General features: G+C 41.6%; 21 protein-coding genes and 1 riboswitch. Of the genes, 10 read left to right on the forward strand and 11 right to left on the reverse strand.

The features are described from left to right. Positions 1-59: 59 nt before the first annotated feature. Entirely contained in the window at positions 60-281 is a 222-nt protein-coding gene (locus BLW54_RS17400) for a hypothetical protein (protein ID WP_035511290.1), read from the forward strand. Here the strand turns inward: BLW54_RS17400 and BLW54_RS20805 are convergent. Continuing rightward, the gene (locus tag BLW54_RS20805) at positions 278-439 is read right to left on the reverse strand and encodes a hypothetical protein (protein WP_155997005.1); all 162 of its coding nucleotides are present in this window, start codon (positions 437-439) and stop codon (positions 278-280) included. The genes BLW54_RS17400 and BLW54_RS20805 overlap by 4 nt on opposite strands. Before the next feature lie 635 nt (positions 440-1,074). Between BLW54_RS20805 and BLW54_RS17405 the strand changes: the two genes are divergently transcribed. Together BLW54_RS17405 and BLW54_RS17410 are read left to right on the forward strand one after the other, a co-directional pair. After that, entirely contained in the window at positions 1,075-2,061 is a 987-nt protein-coding gene (locus BLW54_RS17405; RefSeq protein WP_035511289.1) for a sodium:calcium antiporter, read from the forward strand. A gap of 123 nt (positions 2,062-2,184) precedes the next feature. Then, positions 2,185-2,820 (forward strand): uracil-DNA glycosylase, encoded by a 636-nt coding sequence (locus BLW54_RS17410; RefSeq protein WP_035511338.1) that lies wholly within the window; start codon positions 2,185-2,187, stop codon positions 2,818-2,820. A 225-nt stretch (positions 2,821-3,045) separates the two neighbouring features. On the opposite strand, the gene BLW54_RS20280 is transcribed toward BLW54_RS17410, so the two are convergent. Both BLW54_RS20280 and BLW54_RS21335 read right to left on the reverse strand, forming a co-directional pair. Further along, positions 3,046-3,330 carry a hypothetical protein gene (locus tag BLW54_RS20280; RefSeq protein ID WP_051744257.1) on the reverse strand — a complete coding sequence of 95 codons (285 nt, stop codon included), beginning with the start codon at positions 3,328-3,330 and terminating at the stop codon, positions 3,046-3,048. 93 nt (positions 3,331-3,423) lie between these two features. Next, complete coding sequence (locus tag BLW54_RS21335) at positions 3,424-3,597, reverse strand: sigma factor (RefSeq protein WP_081867107.1); 174 nt, start codon at positions 3,595-3,597, stop codon at positions 3,424-3,426. A 151-nt stretch (positions 3,598-3,748) separates the two neighbouring features. Here BLW54_RS21335 and BLW54_RS17420 point away from each other — a divergent pair, with 151 nt between their 5' ends. Next, positions 3,749-4,714, forward strand: coding sequence for a YndJ family transporter (locus BLW54_RS17420; RefSeq protein WP_035511286.1), 966 nt, complete (start codon positions 3,749-3,751; stop codon positions 4,712-4,714). Positions 4,715-4,920: 206 nt separating this feature from the next. Here BLW54_RS17420 and BLW54_RS17425 read toward each other — a convergent pair whose 3' ends face one another. The 5 genes from BLW54_RS17425 to BLW54_RS17445 all read right to left on the reverse strand — a co-directional run bounded on the left by BLW54_RS17425 (position 4,921) and on the right by BLW54_RS17445 (position 10,492). After that, positions 4,921-5,016, reverse strand: a complete 96-nt coding sequence (locus BLW54_RS17425) for a putative holin-like toxin (RefSeq protein WP_139254214.1) — start codon at positions 5,014-5,016, stop codon at positions 4,921-4,923. A gap of 230 nt (positions 5,017-5,246) precedes the next feature. After that, positions 5,247-6,650, reverse strand: a complete 1,404-nt coding sequence (locus BLW54_RS17430) for an ammonium transporter (RefSeq protein ID WP_074736086.1) — start codon at positions 6,648-6,650, stop codon at positions 5,247-5,249. A gap of 27 nt (positions 6,651-6,677) precedes the next feature. After that, positions 6,678-7,019, reverse strand: a complete 342-nt coding sequence (locus BLW54_RS17435; RefSeq protein WP_035511280.1) for a P-II family nitrogen regulator — start codon at positions 7,017-7,019, stop codon at positions 6,678-6,680. Between the two features lie 201 nt (positions 7,020-7,220). After that, a complete protein-coding gene (locus BLW54_RS17440; protein WP_035511278.1) occupies positions 7,221-8,261 on the reverse strand; it encodes a ribonucleotide-diphosphate reductase subunit beta in 1,041 nt (346 codons plus the stop codon). Positions 8,262-8,278: 17 nt separating this feature from the next. Continuing rightward, positions 8,279-10,492: a ribonucleoside-diphosphate reductase subunit alpha gene (locus BLW54_RS17445; protein ID WP_074736088.1), complete on the reverse strand. Its 2,214-nt coding sequence runs from the start codon at positions 10,490-10,492 to the stop codon at positions 8,279-8,281. A 321-nt stretch (positions 10,493-10,813) separates the two neighbouring features. Beyond that, a riboswitch (cobalamin riboswitch) is annotated at positions 10,814-10,989 on the reverse strand. Between the two features lie 165 nt (positions 10,990-11,154). Here BLW54_RS17445 and BLW54_RS17450 point away from each other — a divergent pair. Then, a complete protein-coding gene (locus BLW54_RS17450) occupies positions 11,155-11,838 on the forward strand; it encodes a class I SAM-dependent methyltransferase (protein WP_035511273.1) in 684 nt (227 codons plus the stop codon). A gap of 111 nt (positions 11,839-11,949) precedes the next feature. Here the strand turns inward: BLW54_RS17450 and BLW54_RS17455 are convergent, their stop codons facing one another. Further along, a complete protein-coding gene (locus tag BLW54_RS17455) occupies positions 11,950-12,801 on the reverse strand; it encodes an alpha/beta hydrolase (RefSeq protein WP_035511272.1) in 852 nt (283 codons plus the stop codon). 204 nt (positions 12,802-13,005) lie between these two features. On the opposite strand from BLW54_RS17455, the gene BLW54_RS17460 reads away from it, so the two are divergent. Beyond that, the gene (locus tag BLW54_RS17460; RefSeq protein WP_035511270.1) at positions 13,006-13,431 is read left to right on the forward strand and encodes a pyridoxamine 5'-phosphate oxidase family protein; all 426 of its coding nucleotides are present in this window, start codon (positions 13,006-13,008) and stop codon (positions 13,429-13,431) included. Positions 13,432-13,462: 31 nt separating this feature from the next. Here BLW54_RS17460 and BLW54_RS17465 read toward each other — a convergent pair whose 3' ends face one another. Both BLW54_RS17465 and BLW54_RS21050 read right to left on the reverse strand, forming a co-directional pair. Then, positions 13,463-14,266 (reverse strand): cation diffusion facilitator family transporter, encoded by an 804-nt coding sequence (locus BLW54_RS17465; protein ID WP_244153539.1) that lies wholly within the window; start codon positions 14,264-14,266, stop codon positions 13,463-13,465. Beyond that, positions 14,226-14,369, reverse strand: a complete 144-nt coding sequence (locus tag BLW54_RS21050) for a hypothetical protein (RefSeq protein WP_244153540.1) — start codon at positions 14,367-14,369, stop codon at positions 14,226-14,228. The genes BLW54_RS17465 and BLW54_RS21050 overlap by 41 nt, the downstream gene beginning before the upstream one ends. A gap of 146 nt (positions 14,370-14,515) precedes the next feature. On the opposite strand from BLW54_RS21050, the gene BLW54_RS17470 reads away from it, so the two are divergent. The 4 genes from BLW54_RS17470 (at position 14,516) to BLW54_RS17485 (ending at position 17,248) form a co-directional block, all read left to right on the forward strand. Further along, positions 14,516-14,848 carry a PadR family transcriptional regulator gene (locus BLW54_RS17470; protein WP_035511267.1) on the forward strand — a complete coding sequence of 111 codons (333 nt, stop codon included), beginning with the start codon at positions 14,516-14,518 and terminating at the stop codon, positions 14,846-14,848. Beyond that, a complete protein-coding gene (locus BLW54_RS17475) occupies positions 14,848-15,468 on the forward strand; it encodes an HAAS signaling domain-containing protein (protein ID WP_035511264.1) in 621 nt (206 codons plus the stop codon). Before BLW54_RS17470 ends, BLW54_RS17475 begins: the two co-directional genes overlap by 1 nt. Before the next feature lie 74 nt (positions 15,469-15,542). Further along, positions 15,543-16,997, forward strand: coding sequence for a DUF4153 domain-containing protein (locus BLW54_RS17480; RefSeq protein ID WP_035511263.1), 1,455 nt, complete (start codon positions 15,543-15,545; stop codon positions 16,995-16,997). Continuing rightward, entirely contained in the window at positions 16,994-17,248 is a 255-nt protein-coding gene (locus BLW54_RS17485) for a hypothetical protein (protein ID WP_035511260.1), read from the forward strand. Before BLW54_RS17480 ends, BLW54_RS17485 begins: the two co-directional genes overlap by 4 nt. Positions 17,249-17,273: the final 25 nt, after the last annotated feature.

Below are 17,273 nucleotides of genomic sequence, written 5' to 3' on the forward strand. Positions count from 1 at the left end.
TGTAGTTGGAGTCTCTCTGGGGTATAGTAGTAGATAGATAACTCTGAAGAGGTGATACAATGTTTTATTCAGTAACATTTCAAAAAATAATTTTTCTTACAGGGATTGGTATAATCATTGGGGCTATTATCGGCTTTTCATCAGTTTTAGGCTTCGGATTGGACGGTTCCGTTTTTGTGATCTCCATGTTTCTCAGCATTATCAGTGTGTATGCCACAGCCATGTATGCAGAGCTTTACCATATTCGTGAGGCGATCAACAAACAAAATAAGAACTCTTAGGGAGTGTGCGTAGAGAAACTAAAAGCAAGAATAATGATATAAAGGACGGCGATGATTCCGATTGTCCAATAGCTTGATTTAGAAAGTTTTTTAAAGATGACAAAGAAGGTAGCTATGACAGCAGCAAGGATGAAAATACTATAAAAGATATTTGTCAATTTTTTAATCCCTCCTTTAAGTTATAACTATTGTACGGGAAAGTGCAATCGTTTTCGAGGTGAAGAGAGGGGGAAGTTTCCTTTTTAAAAATAGATGGCCAACCCCCGATATCTTAATCCAAACTCCTTTTGATTCATAACACTTCATCAAGTTTGTGAAGGTAAGTCTCTTCGCGGAATAGGTTTCTTACTGATTTATATAGCTTTGGTAAAATATTAGTCGTATGCTGATCGACGATCTACTACATAATCTAGCAGAAAAAGGCGGAGATTGTAATTATACGGCATTTTTTACTCTCGTTGTTTTTCTATTCATTTGGGAGTTGGATGGTTTTGAAGAAGAAAACGGCGATTGTAGAAGGTGTCAGGTACAAAAATTGCAGAAGGTATGAACCGTTTACGTTTAATGGATGAACTATGCATGATTTCTGCTTATTGAAAACTTGGACCATAGAACATCGAAAGTTATGAAATGAGAGCTCAGTGCCTTCACAAGCCTGAGCTTTTTTACATTTATGGCAGGGATTCCCCCTTCTATTCTCTAAAGATAAAAGCCATTTATTAACTGTTTATAGGGCGCGGGCAGGGGGAATGGGTGTAAAAGTTCATGGAAGTAGAGTTGAAGGAGTTTTCTTATGAGCAGTTGGATCATTTTTGCTCTGTTTTTTATATCAGCATTTTTCACCTTTTTCATTGCCCCAAGGTTGGCTATTTTCGGGGATGCTGTCAAAGAAAAAACAAGGGCATCATCAGCCTTTATAGGGGCTTTAATAGGGATGGCTATATCTTTACCTGAACTTACCTCAAGTGTAACGGCAATTATAATCGATAGTCCAGATTTAGCGGTCGGAAATCTGATTGGCAGTAACCTCTTTAATATTATGGGACTTGCCATTTTTGACATGGTTTATCGTCATTATCAAATTTTGACCCACGCAACCGTTGAAAGCAAGCTGTACGGCTGGCTTGTTATTTTTATGACACTCATTATTCTTGCAGGATTAAGTTTAACGCTTCCTACGCATATCTTCCATATCAGCTATACGTCTATAGCTATTATTCTTTTGTATTTTATTGGGTCAAAGTTTATTAATGACCGAACGGAATATAAGGGGAGAAAGGCGGCGAAGCAACATGAACGCTATACAGACTACTCGTACACACAGGTGTTATGGCGCTTTATTCTGAATGCCGTGTTAATTATGATGATCGGAAGTGTATTAACGGTTACTGCTGAACGAATTTCAGTTATTACAGGGATTGGTGCCTCTTTTATTGGGACGTTTCTTGTGTCAGTCAGTACGTCCTTGCCTGATGCGGTTAGTGTAGGGACGGCTTTGAAGCTAAGGAACTTCAACTTGGGAATCAGCTCTCTCCTTGGGAGTAATGCATTTAATTTAATGATTATTGCCATCACTGATTTCATTTACTTAAGAGGGAATTTATTGCAAGAATCCTCTCCTGTTAATATGGTGACAGGAGTAACGTCGATTATGTTTATTTTGTTAATTATATACAGCATGAAGAGGAGGAAGGTTCGAGCTTGGAGTTATCTGATCCCGTCTGTTCTCATTATGGCTAGTTATTTTATCACTACCTATATAGCTTTTCAGATGAAATGAAATGTACGGACTTATCGTAAAATGGAACCTTCCTTAGCTGAGGGAATTTCCACGGTAAGGGGATAGTCGATGTGTAAACCACCGGGAAAGGTGGGAAAATACAATGACAAAGGGGGAGTCGAAATGGAATGGCCAGAAGGGCTGGTGAATGATGCAAAGAAAAAGATGGAGCCATTTGACGTGGAAGGTTTTGTTTTAGGGAAAGGGGATGAACAGGGAAGTGTGATGGTTGTTGGTGAAGCACCAGGGGAAAATGAAGCCAATAAAGGGGAGCCCTTTATTGGAAGAGCGGGGGATGAGTTGAATAAACAACTGAAGTATATGGGGTTGTCCAGGGAGGAGCTTTATATTACAAGTGTTGTGAGGAGCCGCCCCTACAAGTGGGTGAAGACGAATAAAAAAGGTACCGGCGGGATGAGGAAGGCGAACCGCAAGCCAAATAAAAAAGAAATTTTTGCTCATGCAGAGTTGCTAGATTACCAGATTGAACAAATGGACCCCGAGATTATAATTGCTTTGGGGGGTGTCGCCTATGAACGTCTCACAGGGGACAAGAGGAAGATGAGTGATGTATTGGGTGATCTTATCCGAACGCCTGTTCAGGTGAAGGAAGGGGATGGCTATGGAAAAACGGAAAAGGAATATGCAATCATTCCGCTTTACCATCCGGCGGCTATCTTTTATAACCCGGGAATAAAAGATCATATTTACGAATCCCTTGATCAGGTGAGGGTTTACTTAAAGAAGGAACTAAATTAAAAGGTACCATTTCTATGGGTGACAGGAGTTTATAAATCTACGTGTGAGCTTTCATGTGGAGAAGGAGATGGGCTTTCTCAAAACGAAGGAACCCTTGTACTATTTTAAGTTAAGCCGATCTCTTTGCTTTTTTGTTGATGGATGGTCATATTTATTTTCGCGTTTGTCTCTGGTAGAAAGGGATCTGTTCATATTTCACCTCCTGATTCATCTTTTTAATTACGGTCACTCCCTCTGGAACCCTCCTTCCGAAGTCAGCCGTTCTTGTAAGAGTTGACGTCCTCGTCTGAGCCTTCTCTTCACCGTATTTGATAAATCCGCCAAATCCTTAATATCGAACTCTTCACAGTAATATAAAATGATAATCTCTTTAGATTTATCTTCCGAGGCAAGACTATGAATAATGAACGCTTGGTTTTCTTCCCTCTGCATTACAAATTCTTCTGGTGTTTTCCTTGAAGAAGGGATGGACTTGTATAATTCTCCCCCTTTCTTGGCTACCCTTTTCATATAGAAACTTTTCAGGTGGTCTTTGCATAGGTTAATGGTAATCTTGTACAACCATGTTTTAATAGTGGATTCATCTTTGAATGTGACATAGTTCTAGTGTGCTTTAATAAATGTTTCCTGTGTAATATCTTCAGCAATGGCCAAATCTTTTACATACGAATAGGCCAGCCACTTTAAATCATATCCGTACTCTTGAATCCATGCTTCTATGCGGCCCTCGTCATGTTCATCTGGTGCATTTGCTAGCTGTGGGCATGTTTTGCTGATTCATTTTTCCCGTCTCATTTGAGTAGATGACACTCCTCGAGAATAAGTTTTTCCACTATTTAAAATTTCTACTACATATATTCGATCATGCATCACTGTTTTCCTTTTAAGCAGATTTATAGGATGGGTTAAAGATTCGGAGGGATTGAAGATGCGAAAACCAGGGCGATGGCTTGCGGTTGTAGGTTTTTTCTTATGGATGGTATGGAAAATTACTTTACCTGTCGGTTGGCTTGAGTTCTCTATTGGGTTCAGTTTGTTTGTTCTTTTACCACTTCTTTTGGAAGAGGCTGTGCAAAAACCTCATGCCAATAAGGCGGAACAGTGGCTTTGGCAATGCCTCGTCTGTTTATTCCCTTTTGCAGTTTCTGGTGTTCTTTCATTGTCACTCCCACCTGGATGGGAAGGGGTTGGATGGGGAGGGCTCTGGTTTATTTATACAATCCTAATTGCTGTAGGGGGTTGTTGGAGGATACGTTTTAGGAATGTCGTACAAGTGGAGGAAGTGAGTATAGATGTCGGTTTTCTGTATTTAGCGGTAGGTGGTTTGTTTTTATTTTTATCCCGTTTTCCCATAGGAGGTTTCGGTCCCTTTTCTGACAGAGAATTAACTATTCTTGCTTTGTTTTTTCATGGAGTAGCTTTTCTTCTTGCCCTTGTAACGGGTTTTTTCGGACGATACCGAATGAGAAGTGGAGGGGCAGATCCATTGGCCGTAGACTGGCCGTATAGAGTTTTAGTTGGTGCGACACTTATTAGCCCGCTTATTGTTTTTTTTAGTCTTTGGTACGGAAGAGAGGCTATCATTTTCTCCGTTGTCCTATTTCCTTTACTAATAGCCTGGATGTGTTTATGGTGGTTTTGGTTATCGGTGGAATTTAAGCCTTGGGTACAGACAGCAATGATTTTATCTGTGTTGATGGGTGCGAGCATTATTGGGGGGGCGTTTTGGAGGGGATGGAGCCTGGGGCGATTGAGTAGTGTAGGTATGATTGCCTTGATCCCTCCTTATGGATTTTTTTCTGCTTTACTTTTTTCATGGCTGATTGTTTTTGCTTGGAGAGGGGTGGAGAAGTCCCGGAGGCTGTTGACACCTGGACAGTTGAAGAAAGAGTAAATGGAAGGAAATGTTTCACGTGAAACTTGACGGATAATGGGGAAGCATGCGGATATGAAAGAGAGTGTTCTTAGGAAAGATTGCAAAGCTTTCTCTTCAGTTATTAGGGATTTGTGCTATAATAAAAAATGAATCGGCGACAGCTGCAACTGCCGCCGGATACCGTTCGTATTTTTGAGTTTAGACCTTCATGTACTTGTGGGGGTCTATTTTTTATTGTTCATTTTTAAGATGAGCGCAAGGAGTGTAATGATGAACGTTCCAAACGCTAACATGATCATGAGGGATTCATATGTGCTCATCGATGGCCTCACACCCTTTCTATCACATACTTTTTTAGTAGAGAACGGTATCTATCTACAAGGATACCATATTTTGCGAAAAATAAGAACGTGTGTTCGTAAAATAGACAGAAGGAACTAAAAACTCCGGTTCACCTCTAATGGTGTGCCGGAGTTTGCTCCAAGATAGCTTTTAAATTTTCAAGAGGAATGAGAGCCGTTCCTTAAAGAGTCTCTTAGCTTCCTAATATTTACTGGGCCGTATTCGTTTTGGGAGGGGTTTTTGATTTAGGATCGGAATTCAATTTATCTAAGCGATGAAGAAGCCCCACACCGAAATCTCCATCAACGCGAGGGTTGATATTTTCATTAAAGATCCCCCGGCTTGTTTCGTAAGCTTGGGATCCGTGTTCGGCAAAGTCAAGCCCGGAGATTTCTTCCTGTCTGGTAACCCGGATTCCGACAGTGCTTTTAATGATAAAGACCACCACAGCTGTTGTAAGCATTGTCCATGCGATCACGGAAAGGATGCCGACCGTCTGGATCCCTAATAATCCGATTCCGTCTCCGTAAAGGAGTCCACCTTCCACGGAAAAGAATCCAACAGCTAAAGTGCCCCATATCCCGCAAATACCATGAACGGCAATGGCGCCTACAGGATCGTCGATACGAGCGATGCGGTCAAGGAATTGAACAGCTTCTACTAAAATTATTCCGGCGACCAAACCAATCATGAGAGCTCCGAATAAGGAAACGTTTGCTGTTCCGGCAGTGATTCCGACAAGGCCGGCGAGAGCGCCATTCAAGGTGAGGGAAGCGTCAATGCGTCTGAATTTAGCGTAAGAGTAAAAGGCTGAACTTATAATACCTGCAGATGCGGAAAGTAATGTCGTTGCGATTACTGTAGGTACAAGAGAAGGATCCGCTGCTAGTGTACTTCCTCCGTTAAATCCGAACCAGCCGAACCAAAGAATAAATACACCGAGAGCTCCCAAAGGAATGTTATGGCCGGGTATAACGTTTACTTTTTTTCCACTATATTTACCAAGGCGTGGTCCCAGAAACATGACGGTAACGATAGCACCAAGGGCTCCAGTCAGGTGGACAACAGTGGAACCGGCGAAATCTACGAATCCGAGTTCAGCTAACCATCCGCCTCCCCAGACCCAATGACCGACGACAGGATAAATGAAACCGGTCATTACAACGGTAAGAAGGAGGTACGATCCCAATTTAATTCGTTCAGCCACTGCACCGGAGATAATGGTAGCGCAAGTGGCGGCGAAGACAGCCTGGAACACAAAGAATCCAATTTGGTCTTCCTGACCGCTAAGTAAGAAGCTGTCAATGCCAATTATTCCATTACCTGAAGTACCAAACATGATTCCATAACCCACTATAAAATAAAGAACGGCAGCGATTGACATAGTCATGAAGTTTTTCATTAAGATGTTAAGGGCATTTTTGGAACGTGTGAATCCTGCCTCTACCATGGCAAACCCGGCGTGCATAAAAAATACTAAAAAAGCTGCGACCATCACCCAGGCCATATCGACAGATTGAAGAACAGACTCTGCGGTTACAGCTGTTTGTGCATGTGCAGCGATCGGAAAACCAAGAAAAGAAAATAAAAACAAAGGAATAAATTTCTTCATCAATGATTTCTCCCTTTCCAATAAGAATTAAATTAATGCTTGTTTTCCAGTCTCCCCTGTACGTATACGAAACACTTCATCAATCGTAGAAACAAAGATTTTCCCATCTCCTACTTCATCTGTAGCGCAGGTATTAATAATGGTATCGATCACAGAACCTAAATCATGGTCTTCTAAGACCATCTCTACTTTCACCTTTGGGTAAAGTTTAATTTCGAAGCGGCTGCCTCGAAATATTCCTTCTTGGCCTTTTTGCTGTCCACAACCGGCTACTTCAGACACGGTTAACCCCTTCACTCCCATTTCATCAAGACTTTGCCTTAATTCCTGAAATGCTTCGGGACGTATAATAGCTTCCACCTTTTTCATAGTTTTTGTCCTCCTCATTTCTAATGTAATGTTTTCTAACATAATGAGTAAGTTGTTGTTTTTAACTATAAAGGAAAAATTCAGAAAAATCAACGTATTTTTAAACTTAATGTTAGAAAAGTTGACATGAGATTTTTTTCGAAGAGCAAAAGACCTGATCATCCCTATTATGGATGATCAGGTCAGGTAAAATTTTACATGTTATAACTCGTCGAAGCCGTTGGTTTCGGATACTTTGGTGTATTGACGTGATTTTTGTTCGAAGAAATCAGATTTCCCTTCATCAACTTCCTGGTAAGCGCGGATCCATTTGAGTGGATTATCTTTATAGGAAGGGAAGGGTTTCTCTGCCCCGAGCAGACGACAACGTTTATTCGCTATATATCGGATATAGTCCTCCAAATCCTGAATTGGAATACCAGGGAACTGACTTCCGATCAGGTGGCGGGCCCATTTAATTTCTAAATCTGCGGCTTGTTTAAACGTATCTGTGACAAACGTCCGGTAAAATTCTTGATCGAGCTCCGGATTTTCCTTCAGTGTTTCGTTGAAAATATGGCCAAACAGACTGACATGTATTTGTTCATCACGGTTGATGTAATTAATCATAGTGCTTGTTGAGACCATCTTTTGGTTACGCGCCAGGTTATAGAAGAAGGCGAAACCAGCATAGAAGAAGAGGCCTTCCAGAACGACATCGTAGACGATGGATTTTAGGAAGCTATCCATCGATGGATTTTCGGAAAATGCTTCATACCCATCTGTAATGAAGGTGTTCCGTTCTTTGAGCACCTCATCATGTTTCCAATACTCGAAAATCCTTTCTTGCTCACTTTGGTCCACCAGTGTGGAAAGGACATAGGAATAGGATTGGTTGTGAACGACTTCCTGGAATGCGAGAACTTGCATTAATGCCGATAAGCTTGAATCGGTCAGGTAGTCGGCTACTTTACCCGAATAATCGGTCTGTACTGAGTCTAGAAAAGCAAGCAAACCGATAATCTTTTTAAAAGCAGTTTGTTCCTCTTCGGTAAGGCTCGGCCACTGCTTCAAATCGTTACTCATGTTGATTTCATTTGGTATCCAAAAATTCGCCAGCATAGTTTTGTACATAGGGTAGGCCCATGGGTAACGTGTGTCATCCCAATTGAGGATGTTCGAGCTTCGCCCGTTTATGATCCCTGTTGAAGCATTAGGGGCTTCATAATCGACGAGTTTTCTTTTTTGTATCGATATAGTCATTTTTGGTTCCTCCTTCTTTATGATGAGCAGACTTCACAATCGTCGAATTCCCCTTGACTGGAAGTGGAACGTGTATAGTACGTCGTTTTTAATCCGTTTTTCCACGAAGCAAGATGCAGATCGAGGAGTTCCTTTGCCTGAATGTCATTACGGACATACAGGTTGAAGGAAATGGACTGATCGATAAACTTTTGTCTGATCCCGTTCTGCCGGATGCTGGCGTGTTGGTCCACATCATAGGCAGAAGGGTAATAGCCGTAAGTTTCATGATTAAGATCAGGAGCAGTTACAGGGATTTTGTAATCTTTTTTCTCCTCAGAATAGAACTTTTTAAATACTGGGTCGATGCTTGCTGTACTTCCAGCTATAAGAGAAGTGCTGGAGTTTGGAGCAACAGCAAGCAAGTATCCATTTCTCATGCCATTGCTTTCAACCTTGTCCTTTAAGGCTTTCCAATTCCATGTTCCATCTTGATCAAACGTTCGTTTAAGGAAAAACTCTCCTGTTTGCCAGTCTGACCCCTCAAATAATGGATAGCTTCCTTTTTCACTAGCTAATTCGCAACTGGCTTCAATCGCATAAAACGCAACCGCTTCATAGACTTCCTTTGTATATTCAAGAGCTTTATTGGACTCCCAATCGATTTTCTTTTGGGCGAGAAGGTGAGCCCATCCAAAGGTTCCCAGTCCGACTCCCCGGTAGGATTGGTTTGTCAGCTGAGCTTGTAAGACAGGAATGTTGTTATGGTCAATGACGTTATCCAACATACGCACCTGAATGGAGATCAGTCTCTTTAAAACACCAGCAGGGACAGCACGACCAAGGTTGATACTTGATAAGTTGCACACAACGAAGTCTCCCGGGCTTTTGACGGTAATGATCTTCCCATCTTCCACATATTGCTCATCCTGTGTTGTCGGTTGTTGATTTTGTGCAATTTCTGTACAAAGGTTACTGCAGTAAATCATCCCTGCATGGCTGTTTGGATTCATTCGGTTCACTTCATCACGATAAAACATATATGGGGTGCCGGTTTCCAGCTGTCCAATCATTATTCGTTTCATGATTTCGATAGCTGGGACTCTTTCTTTGGATAAGTCTGGATGGGCCACGCATGCGTTATATTTTTCACGGAAGGATCCGGCTCCTTTTTTCTCATCAAAATAATCCTCTAATGAATAACCCATCACATTCCGTACTTCATGGGGATCAAATAAATACCAATCTTCACGATTCTCCACAGCTTCCATGAACAAATCCGGGACAGAAACGCCTGTAAAAAGGTCGTGGGTCCGTTGACGTTCATCTCCATTATTCAGACGGCTGTCGAGAAATGGGAAAATATCTTTATGCCAAACATCTAAATAAACAGCGACAGCTCCTTGACGCTGGCCAAGCTGGTCGACGCTGACGGCCGTATTGTTCAGTTGCTTCATCCATGGAAGGATTCCGGATGAAACTCCTTTGAAGCCTCTAATATCACTTCCGCGACTCCTGATTTTTCCTAAATAGACACCGATTCCGCCTCCGTGTTTACTTAAATTAGCGATATCAGTATTGCTGTCATAGATAGATTGTAAAGAATCATCCACCGTGTCGATAAAGCAGGAGCTTAGCTGACCATAACGTTTACCTGCATTGGCAAGAGTAGGGGTGGCTACTGTCATGTAGAGATGACTCAAAGCCCAATAAGCTTCCTTAATAAGAGAGAGGCGTTTCGATTGATGTTCTTGAGCCATCAGAACCATCGCAATGATCATAAATCGTTCCTGTGGAAGTTCATAAACGGCCTGTGTTTTGCTTCTAGCGAGATAACGATCGCTTAACGTTTTCAGCCCGATATATGTAAAAAAGTGATCCCGTTCAGGAACGATGGCTTCTTCTAGATCATCGATTTCATTTTTTGAGTAAGATGTAAGGAGTTGTTGACTGTACACTTCCTTTTCAATAAGCGTGTTAATGAGTGCATGGAAATTTTCATATGGAGCTTCTGTTTGACGATTTTCTGCCGCTTCTTCATACATTTGATGAAGGTGAATTCGGCTGGCTATATACGTCCAATCAGGTTCAGTTTCATCAATCTCGGCAAGACATTCTAAAATTAAGGCATCACTGTTGTCTTGAAGCGTTGGGATTTTACCAATGAGTCGATCCATATCTAAATGCGGGAAGTCGCTTTTCCATTGTTGCAGTGTTTCCTGCCAATTTGTGTGTGTGGTCATGGTTTGCATATTCGTCACTCCTTGAAAGTGTAGTTTTATAAGAATTCAGTGCCCATTTAATAATAGGCCGAAAATCCAAGGTGTCCTTCCTTGCTCAAGCCGACCAGTGTAAGTTCTTATCCTGCGTCATTTGCCGCAGCGAGAACTCGAGAGAGGCGCTTTTAATTGTTGATGCTTTTACTTATGAAATAAGAACATAGCTGTTGGGATTAAATCCTTTAGAACATAAAAAAATCCGCTCAACGGAAATTGAGCGGATGAAACAATGGAACGAAGAAGACACGCAGAGGCTCGTTCCATCGTTTCATCTTCTCAATCCCCGAAGAAGTGAAACTGTGACAAACAAAGACAGGTCTCCTGGCTGACACTCGATCTTACTTTGGTCCTTCCCGTGCATAGCACAGTGGAATGTCCATTTCGCGAGTGATAACAGTTGCGGGGGCAGCTCCGGAATGACACCGGATTCCCTATTAAGCCTTGTGGCATCTTCTGTTCGTAGGTACTATATATAGTATTTGTTTTAAAATGTTTTAGCTTATATTGTGTATTCATCATAACGGAGAAGGAGATTTCATGCAACTGTTTTTTGTTTAAATCCACAAGAGTCGGTCTTTTATCCTCCCTAATATCCGTTATAATAAGGGTAGGTTGAAGAGGAAGGGGACGATCTGATGGCTCAATCGTTTAATTGGCATAAGGAAGCAGAAAAACAATGGAACGAACGTGCGGAATTATGGAATGCCAAAAGTCGGGAAATGTGGGAGAACGGAAGCAGGAGCACCATTATACCTTTTTTGAAAAAATACATAGCTGATGGAAAGGTTGCTGACCTTGGCTGTGGAGATGGATATGGGTCCTTTCTTCTGTATAAGGAAGGATTTGAGGTGACAGGTCTCGATTTGTCGCAAGATATGGTATCTCGAGCGAATGAACGTATGAATGATGAGAGAATTTCTTTTGTACAAGGGGATTTGACGAACCTTCCGTTCGAGGACGAAACGTATGACGCGGTGATGGCAATCAACTCGTTGGAGTGGACAGAGATCCCATACAAAGGGTTGGAAGAGATGAAACGAGTTCTCCACCCTGGCGGACGTCTTTGCATTGGGTTGCTTGGTCCAACAGCGATGCCAAGAATAAACAGCTTCAGGCGAGTATACGGAGAAGAAGTAATTTGTAATACGATGATGCCGTGGGAACTACAAAAAATGGCAGAAGAAACTGGCTGGATCTATATTGACGGGCAGGGGGTTTATAAACGGGGGATAGAAGAGGAACAAGTGGCAGATCTTGATGAGCAATTGAAGCAGGCCCTTACTTTCATGTGGATCTTTATCTTTGAAAAACAAGCCTAAACCAACCAAGCACCCCTTTCTCGGGTGCTTGTCTTTTGGGGTATTTGCATGCTCTGGCTGCCTAATGGAAAAAACTGTATGACCTGGTACACCCTCTTGTCATTAAAGTAGTTAATTCACCGCCTCTTCGCTCCACAGAAATTCTTTGAGTAGTTGGTCTACTTCTTCAAGTTCATGCAGGCCTGAGTGTGTGGCTAACGGATTGTATAGGCGGTTTTCCTTATACTGTCCGAACGGTACGATTTCTTCTAGTCCATTTACGCTTGAGGCATGAACCAGCCCGTCCCAATGATCTTTTTCAGGGGCATCCCGGTTAATGACACCGGCGATAGCAAAAACATCGACATCGTTTGGGAATTGATCTTTATTTTTTACCATTTGCTCTAAGGCTTCAGAACCTGGCTGTAAATCAGTGGTTGCCGCACCATAGTTGGAGGCGAAGTACCCCTCTTTTTTAATCCCCTTAAAAGGACTGGCAATAACCGCAAGTTTTTCTACACGAGGTACGGAATAGTGATGGTCGTTCAGCATATAACTCACGGATGCCAGCCCCCCCATGGAATGGCCGACAAGGTTAACCTGTTGGACATTGTAATCGGCTTTCAATCGACGCATGATTTCCGACAACCAGTGTGTCTGGTTGTAAATACTTGCACGGTTATTCTCAAACAAAACCTGAATGAAAGGATTATAAGTGTCTTTGAATTCACCGCGAATCGTTACATCTCCGCGCGCAGAAACATAAATCGTCATATGTTTTTGTCCCCATTGTAGGTTTTGCATACGATCGATCATTGTCTCGAAGCTGCGAGATCCTCCTTTAAAACCATGCACGAATAATGTTGGAGTAAGCTTCTCACGGTCCACGGGTTCAGAGCTTCCGGATCTTGAGTTGATCATGAAGAAAAGCGATCCGATGATAAGGGAGCCTATAACGATCGGCGCCCATTTATTCCATAACATAGTGTGTGCCTCCTGAAAGTAGTCTATGAATAGTGTAAAGGCTATTGTGTCATATTTCCTGGTTATTTTATGAATAAAAAATGACAATGTCTCGCATTTCACTTTAGTATACCCGTTCTCCTCAACAGTCATTGGCGGGTTTATCTCCCATTTTTCCGGGAAAACTAAAAATGCGAAAAGATCTTTACGGAAAGGAGCTTTCAATTGAATCAAGAAGAATTGAAAAAGCGCATTCATGAAGTGATGGAAAAGCATAAAATTGGGACGCTCGCTACAGTAAAAAATAATAAGCCTCATACGCGTTATATGACATTTTGGAATGACGAGGATTTTAATTTCTACACACCTACGAATAGGGAAACACATAAGGCGGATGAAATTGATGCTAATCCTCATGTTCATATCCTGATAGGTTATGAAGGAGAGGGTTTTGGAGATACCTATTTAGAAGTTGAGGGACAGGCAAAAATTCGAGAAGATCAGCAAATGAAGGATAAGCTATGGAAGGACCATATGGACCGGTGGTTTGACGGAAAAGAAGATCCGGAATATGTCGTACTTGAAATTATGCCTGAAAGAATCAGGTACATGAATCAAGGGCACCAAACACCGGAAGAGCTGGATTTATAAATAAAAGTGGTCAGCCGTCAGGCTGGCCACTTTATTCGTCATTCAGAGACCTCGAGCTTTTAGTTAATGAACAACCTTCATCCTCGTATTCGACTTCAATGGTTACGTGCTCTAATTGGATCGGAGCTAAGATCTCTTTCACTTGTTTTTTAATTTCACCTATTTCAGCTTTTGTGGCTTCTGCTCTAACGACTATATGTGTTGAAAAGGCATGGTTTTCTCCATCCATCGACCAAAGGTGAGTATGGTGGCTGGATTGGACTCCTTGTATCGTATAGATTTTCTGAACAATACTATCAAGGTCAACGCCAGATGGCACCCCTTCAAGGAAGAGCCGCATGGTTTGAACAAGTTTTCTAATCACATTATATAAAATAAATAAAGTAATCCCGACCGAAGCAAGAGGGTCTAAAATAGGGAGGTCCCAAAATAACATCAGAACACTGACGATAAGGACGGCTCCCCAGCCGAGGACATCCTCTAGAAGGTGCCAACTCATTACTTTTTGGTTCATGGAAGCGCCGCCTTTAAGTCTGAAGACAGCAGCTCCGTTCACAATGATGCCCAAAATGGAGAGCACAATCATTCCGCCTGCATGGGGCTGCTCTGGGTTCAAAAGCCTTGGTAAAGCTTCTGTCAGAATGAAAATGGAACCAACAATAAGTACAATGCTGTTGATCAGTGCAGCAAGTAGAGAAAAACGTCTGTATCCAAATGAAAAATGATACGATTGCTCTTTACCGGAAAATTTCTGTAAGAACCAGGCTAGACCAAGAGATAGTGAATCTCCCAGATCATGCAAAGCATCGGAGAGGATAGCCATACTGTTCGTCATTATCCCCCCCAATCAATTCAATAATGGTAAAAAGGAAATTAAGAAAAAAGGCCGTTTTAATTTTACCAGTAGTGGAATCAATAGGGTGGTGATCGTGTCCCATGTCTTTTCCTCCTCTTAATTATATGAACATATGCTCATGTATTTAATTTATGAAAAACATGGATATTTGTCAATGATTCTAGTCTTTACATACCTAGTAATATTATGTATATTATATTTACCTTATTATTCTAGGTAGGTGAGAATATGTTTAATCGAGAATTGGTAAAAGGAAGTACTTCTCTTCTTATCCTGCAATTGCTGGACGATCGTGACATGTATGGATATGAACTCGTCAAAGAAATGGACCGTCGCAGTAAAAGTCATTTCCAAGTGAAGGAAGGGACACTGTATCCAGCTCTTCATAAGCTCGAAAAACAGGGGTACATTAGTTATTATTGGCAGGACCGTGAAAAAGGACCTGCTCGTAAATATTACAAAATTACAGTGGATGGCCAAGAAATTTTAAAAGAACGTACAAGTGAATGGCACCGTTATGTCCAAGTAATGAACAATTTGATCGGGAAGAAAGAAACGTGATGACTGACCAGGAGAAATATCTGACGGAGCTTTCTCGTGCGCTCTCATTCCACTCAGAGAAAGATGGCATTCTAACAGAATATGAAGGTCACCTTAAGGACATGGCAGAGGAAGAAAATGAAGTCAGTTATGAATGGATGATAGAGCGTCTCGGACATCCGGAAGCCATAGCGAATCTATGGAGAGAGGAAATAACGGTGACGAAGCCGAAACTGCAGTGGTTGTTCGTCTGTTGTAATATCGCTCTTTTTATAGGAGGATCATTGCTTACGGTTGCTTATCATTTGTTTTCGTGGGGGTGGCTTGAATGGACCTGGAATACATTAACGTCTATCCCGATGGCTATTATATGGGCGTATGTTGCCTTTTGGTGTCTGCTTGGATACGAAATTGGCAAAACCTTCGGGCCGAGTGGCCAGCCACTTCTTGGGAAAACGTTTATTATCGGAATGGTCCCCAATCTCATTCTTATGTTGCTGACTGTTTTTCATATTATCCCGCATCGCTGGTTTGCTCCGTTAATCAATCAGGAGTTTATCTGGGTCTGTATCATTGGGACCATTTTACTTTATCCATTTACGTGGTTCGGGTTTCGTTTTGGGCGAAGAATGTCTGTTTAAGCAGATATTCTTTTTTTAACCAACTACATAGAATATCTATATTTTATGTTAATCAAGGTATAGGGGGAATAGATGTGGAAAATAATATTGATCGCAGGAGTATTGTGCTACTGACCGCCTGTCTGTTTTTGGGAGTAGTCGCACAGATGCTGTTTTTTCAGAGGGATTTAGGAGTCAACGTTTTTATTACCGTAACCGTTTTTTACCTTATCTTTTTTATGAACTTCCGTCATTGTCCATTAGCAGAAAAGCGTATGGGGATTTTGCTTTTGGGGGTGATTTTGATGATAGCGTTTAACTACACTCTCTATGATTTCGCCCTGATGCAAGCACTTAATATACTTGTGTTACCAATGCTGATTTTTGCGCATGTGGTTCTGATTACAAAGCCGAAGACATTTGAGTGGCATCATCCTTATCTCCTTACATGGATGGCTCAAACTGCGGGAGGGATCCTTAAAGAAAATAGGAGGTATATTGATGGTTTGAATGAAAAGATAGGGAAACAAATGGATAGAGATAAATATGAAGCGATGAAAAAGGTGGTCATCGGGCTTCTTGTCGGTGCCCCGATTCTTATGATTGTCCTTCTGTTGTTAATGCAGGCAGATGCTGTCTTTCAAAACCTTCTTGGGAAGATACCTGTACTATTCTCCAATTTTGAAGAGATTGTCGGGAGAATCGTTGTTGCTCTTTTAGTGTCCGGAACAGTCTTTGGCCTTTTTCAGAGTCTTCAACGGCCGTCCACACCACATCTTCCCGAACAGGTGAGACCGCAAATGGATGGCATCATAGCGCTAACGATCCTCGTTTTATTAAATAGTGTTTATCTTTTGTTTATCTTTGTACAATTTACTTATTTCTTTGGCGGAGAACTGCAGAACGGTTTAAGCTACTCTGAGTATGCCCGTCGTGGGTTTTTCGAGTTGCTTGCCGTTACACTGGTTAACTTATCCGTCCTGTTGCCAATGCTGTTGTTCCAGAAAGTAGAGGGGCTGTACATTCAACGTGTGTTAAAAGCTTTATATGCGTTGCTTATTGTGTTCAGTATGATCCTGCTAGTGTCCGCTTTTCAGCGTTTGCTTCTTTATGAATCGCAGTACGGCTATACGATGGATCGGTTGCTGGCTATGATGTTTATGATCTTTTTATTTGTCCTTTTTACGTACACTCTTATTAAGGTATGGATCCCTCGTCTGCCACTTATTCATTTTTACATCATTTGCGCGTTCATTTTCTATACATGTATGAATGGATTCAATCTGGAATCGTGGGTCGTCGAAAAAAATCTTGAGCGGTATGACAGAACGGGGGATGTGGATATGGCCTATTTAAACTCTTTATCCTATACCGGTGTGTCTGCCCTTCTAGACCTCTATGAGGAAGGTTTTGAACATCCACATTTGGAATTTATTTTACAAAAACGTTATGATCAATGGGTTGTCAACGAGGAGAACAGCTGGGTCTCGTACAACTATCAGAAAAACAAAGTCGAGCAAAGATTGAGAGAATGGGGGCAGACTCCATGAGAGTTTTAAACGGAGCGTTCATTTTAAGCTACTTGGTGATTTCTGTATTATGGGTGATTAATTCTCCCTATCTATTTACACTTAGCGGGATAACGATCTGGATCGCTCTTATCCTTGCAGGAGCTTTTTTCTATACAATATGGAACGGATTGCTTTTAGAAAGAAGGCTCTTGCTTGTATTAGGAGGTTGGATGGTTTTCCTTGTTTTAGCCACTCTGTTTATCCATTTAGCTCAAAGTTCGATGCCGTGAAGGGCAAGGATTTATTTCATTAGCC

It is taken from the genome of Halobacillus karajensis, assembly GCF_900108515.1.
Taxonomy (GTDB): Bacteria; Bacillota; Bacilli; order Bacillales; family Halobacillaceae; genus Halobacillus; species Halobacillus karajensis.

Bases quoted from the DNA above. Each gene is read 5' to 3' on its own strand.
- BLW54_RS17435 (WP_035511280.1), bottom strand. From the start codon at position 7,019: ATGAAAAAGGTGGAAGCTATTATACGTCCCGAAGCATTTCAGGAATTA.
- BLW54_RS17475 (WP_035511264.1), top strand. From the start codon at position 14,848: ATGACTGACCAGGAGAAATATCTGACGGAGCTTTCTCGTGCGCTCTCA.
- BLW54_RS21050 (WP_244153540.1), bottom strand. From the start codon at position 14,369: ATGGGACACGATCACCACCCTATTGATTCCACTACTGGTAAAATTAAA.
- BLW54_RS17425 (WP_139254214.1), bottom strand. From the start codon at position 5,016: ATGAGCACATATGAATCCCTCATGATCATGTTAGCGTTTGGAACGTTC.
- BLW54_RS17450 (WP_035511273.1), top strand. From the start codon at position 11,155: ATGGCTCAATCGTTTAATTGGCATAAGGAAGCAGAAAAACAATGGAAC.
- BLW54_RS17465 (WP_244153539.1), bottom strand. From the start codon at position 14,266: ATGACGAACAGTATGGCTATCCTCTCCGATGCTTTGCATGATCTGGGA.
- BLW54_RS17410 (WP_035511338.1), top strand. From the start codon at position 2,185: ATGGAATGGCCAGAAGGGCTGGTGAATGATGCAAAGAAAAAGATGGAG.
- BLW54_RS17400 (WP_035511290.1), top strand. From the start codon at position 60: ATGTTTTATTCAGTAACATTTCAAAAAATAATTTTTCTTACAGGGATT.
- BLW54_RS17430 (WP_074736086.1), bottom strand. From the start codon at position 6,650: ATGAAGAAATTTATTCCTTTGTTTTTATTTTCTTTTCTTGGTTTTCCG.
- BLW54_RS17405 (WP_035511289.1), top strand. From the start codon at position 1,075: ATGAGCAGTTGGATCATTTTTGCTCTGTTTTTTATATCAGCATTTTTC.
- BLW54_RS17445 (WP_074736088.1), bottom strand. From the start codon at position 10,492: ATGCAAACCATGACCACACACACAAATTGGCAGGAAACACTGCAACAA.
- BLW54_RS17485 (WP_035511260.1), top strand. From the start codon at position 16,994: ATGAGAGTTTTAAACGGAGCGTTCATTTTAAGCTACTTGGTGATTTCT.
- BLW54_RS17420 (WP_035511286.1), top strand. From the start codon at position 3,749: ATGCGAAAACCAGGGCGATGGCTTGCGGTTGTAGGTTTTTTCTTATGG.
- BLW54_RS20280 (WP_051744257.1), bottom strand. From the start codon at position 3,330: ATGAAAAGGGTAGCCAAGAAAGGGGGAGAATTATACAAGTCCATCCCT.
- BLW54_RS17440 (WP_035511278.1), bottom strand. From the start codon at position 8,261: ATGACTATATCGATACAAAAAAGAAAACTCGTCGATTATGAAGCCCCT.
- BLW54_RS17455 (WP_035511272.1), bottom strand. From the start codon at position 12,801: ATGTTATGGAATAAATGGGCGCCGATCGTTATAGGCTCCCTTATCATC.
- BLW54_RS17470 (WP_035511267.1), top strand. From the start codon at position 14,516: ATGTTTAATCGAGAATTGGTAAAAGGAAGTACTTCTCTTCTTATCCTG.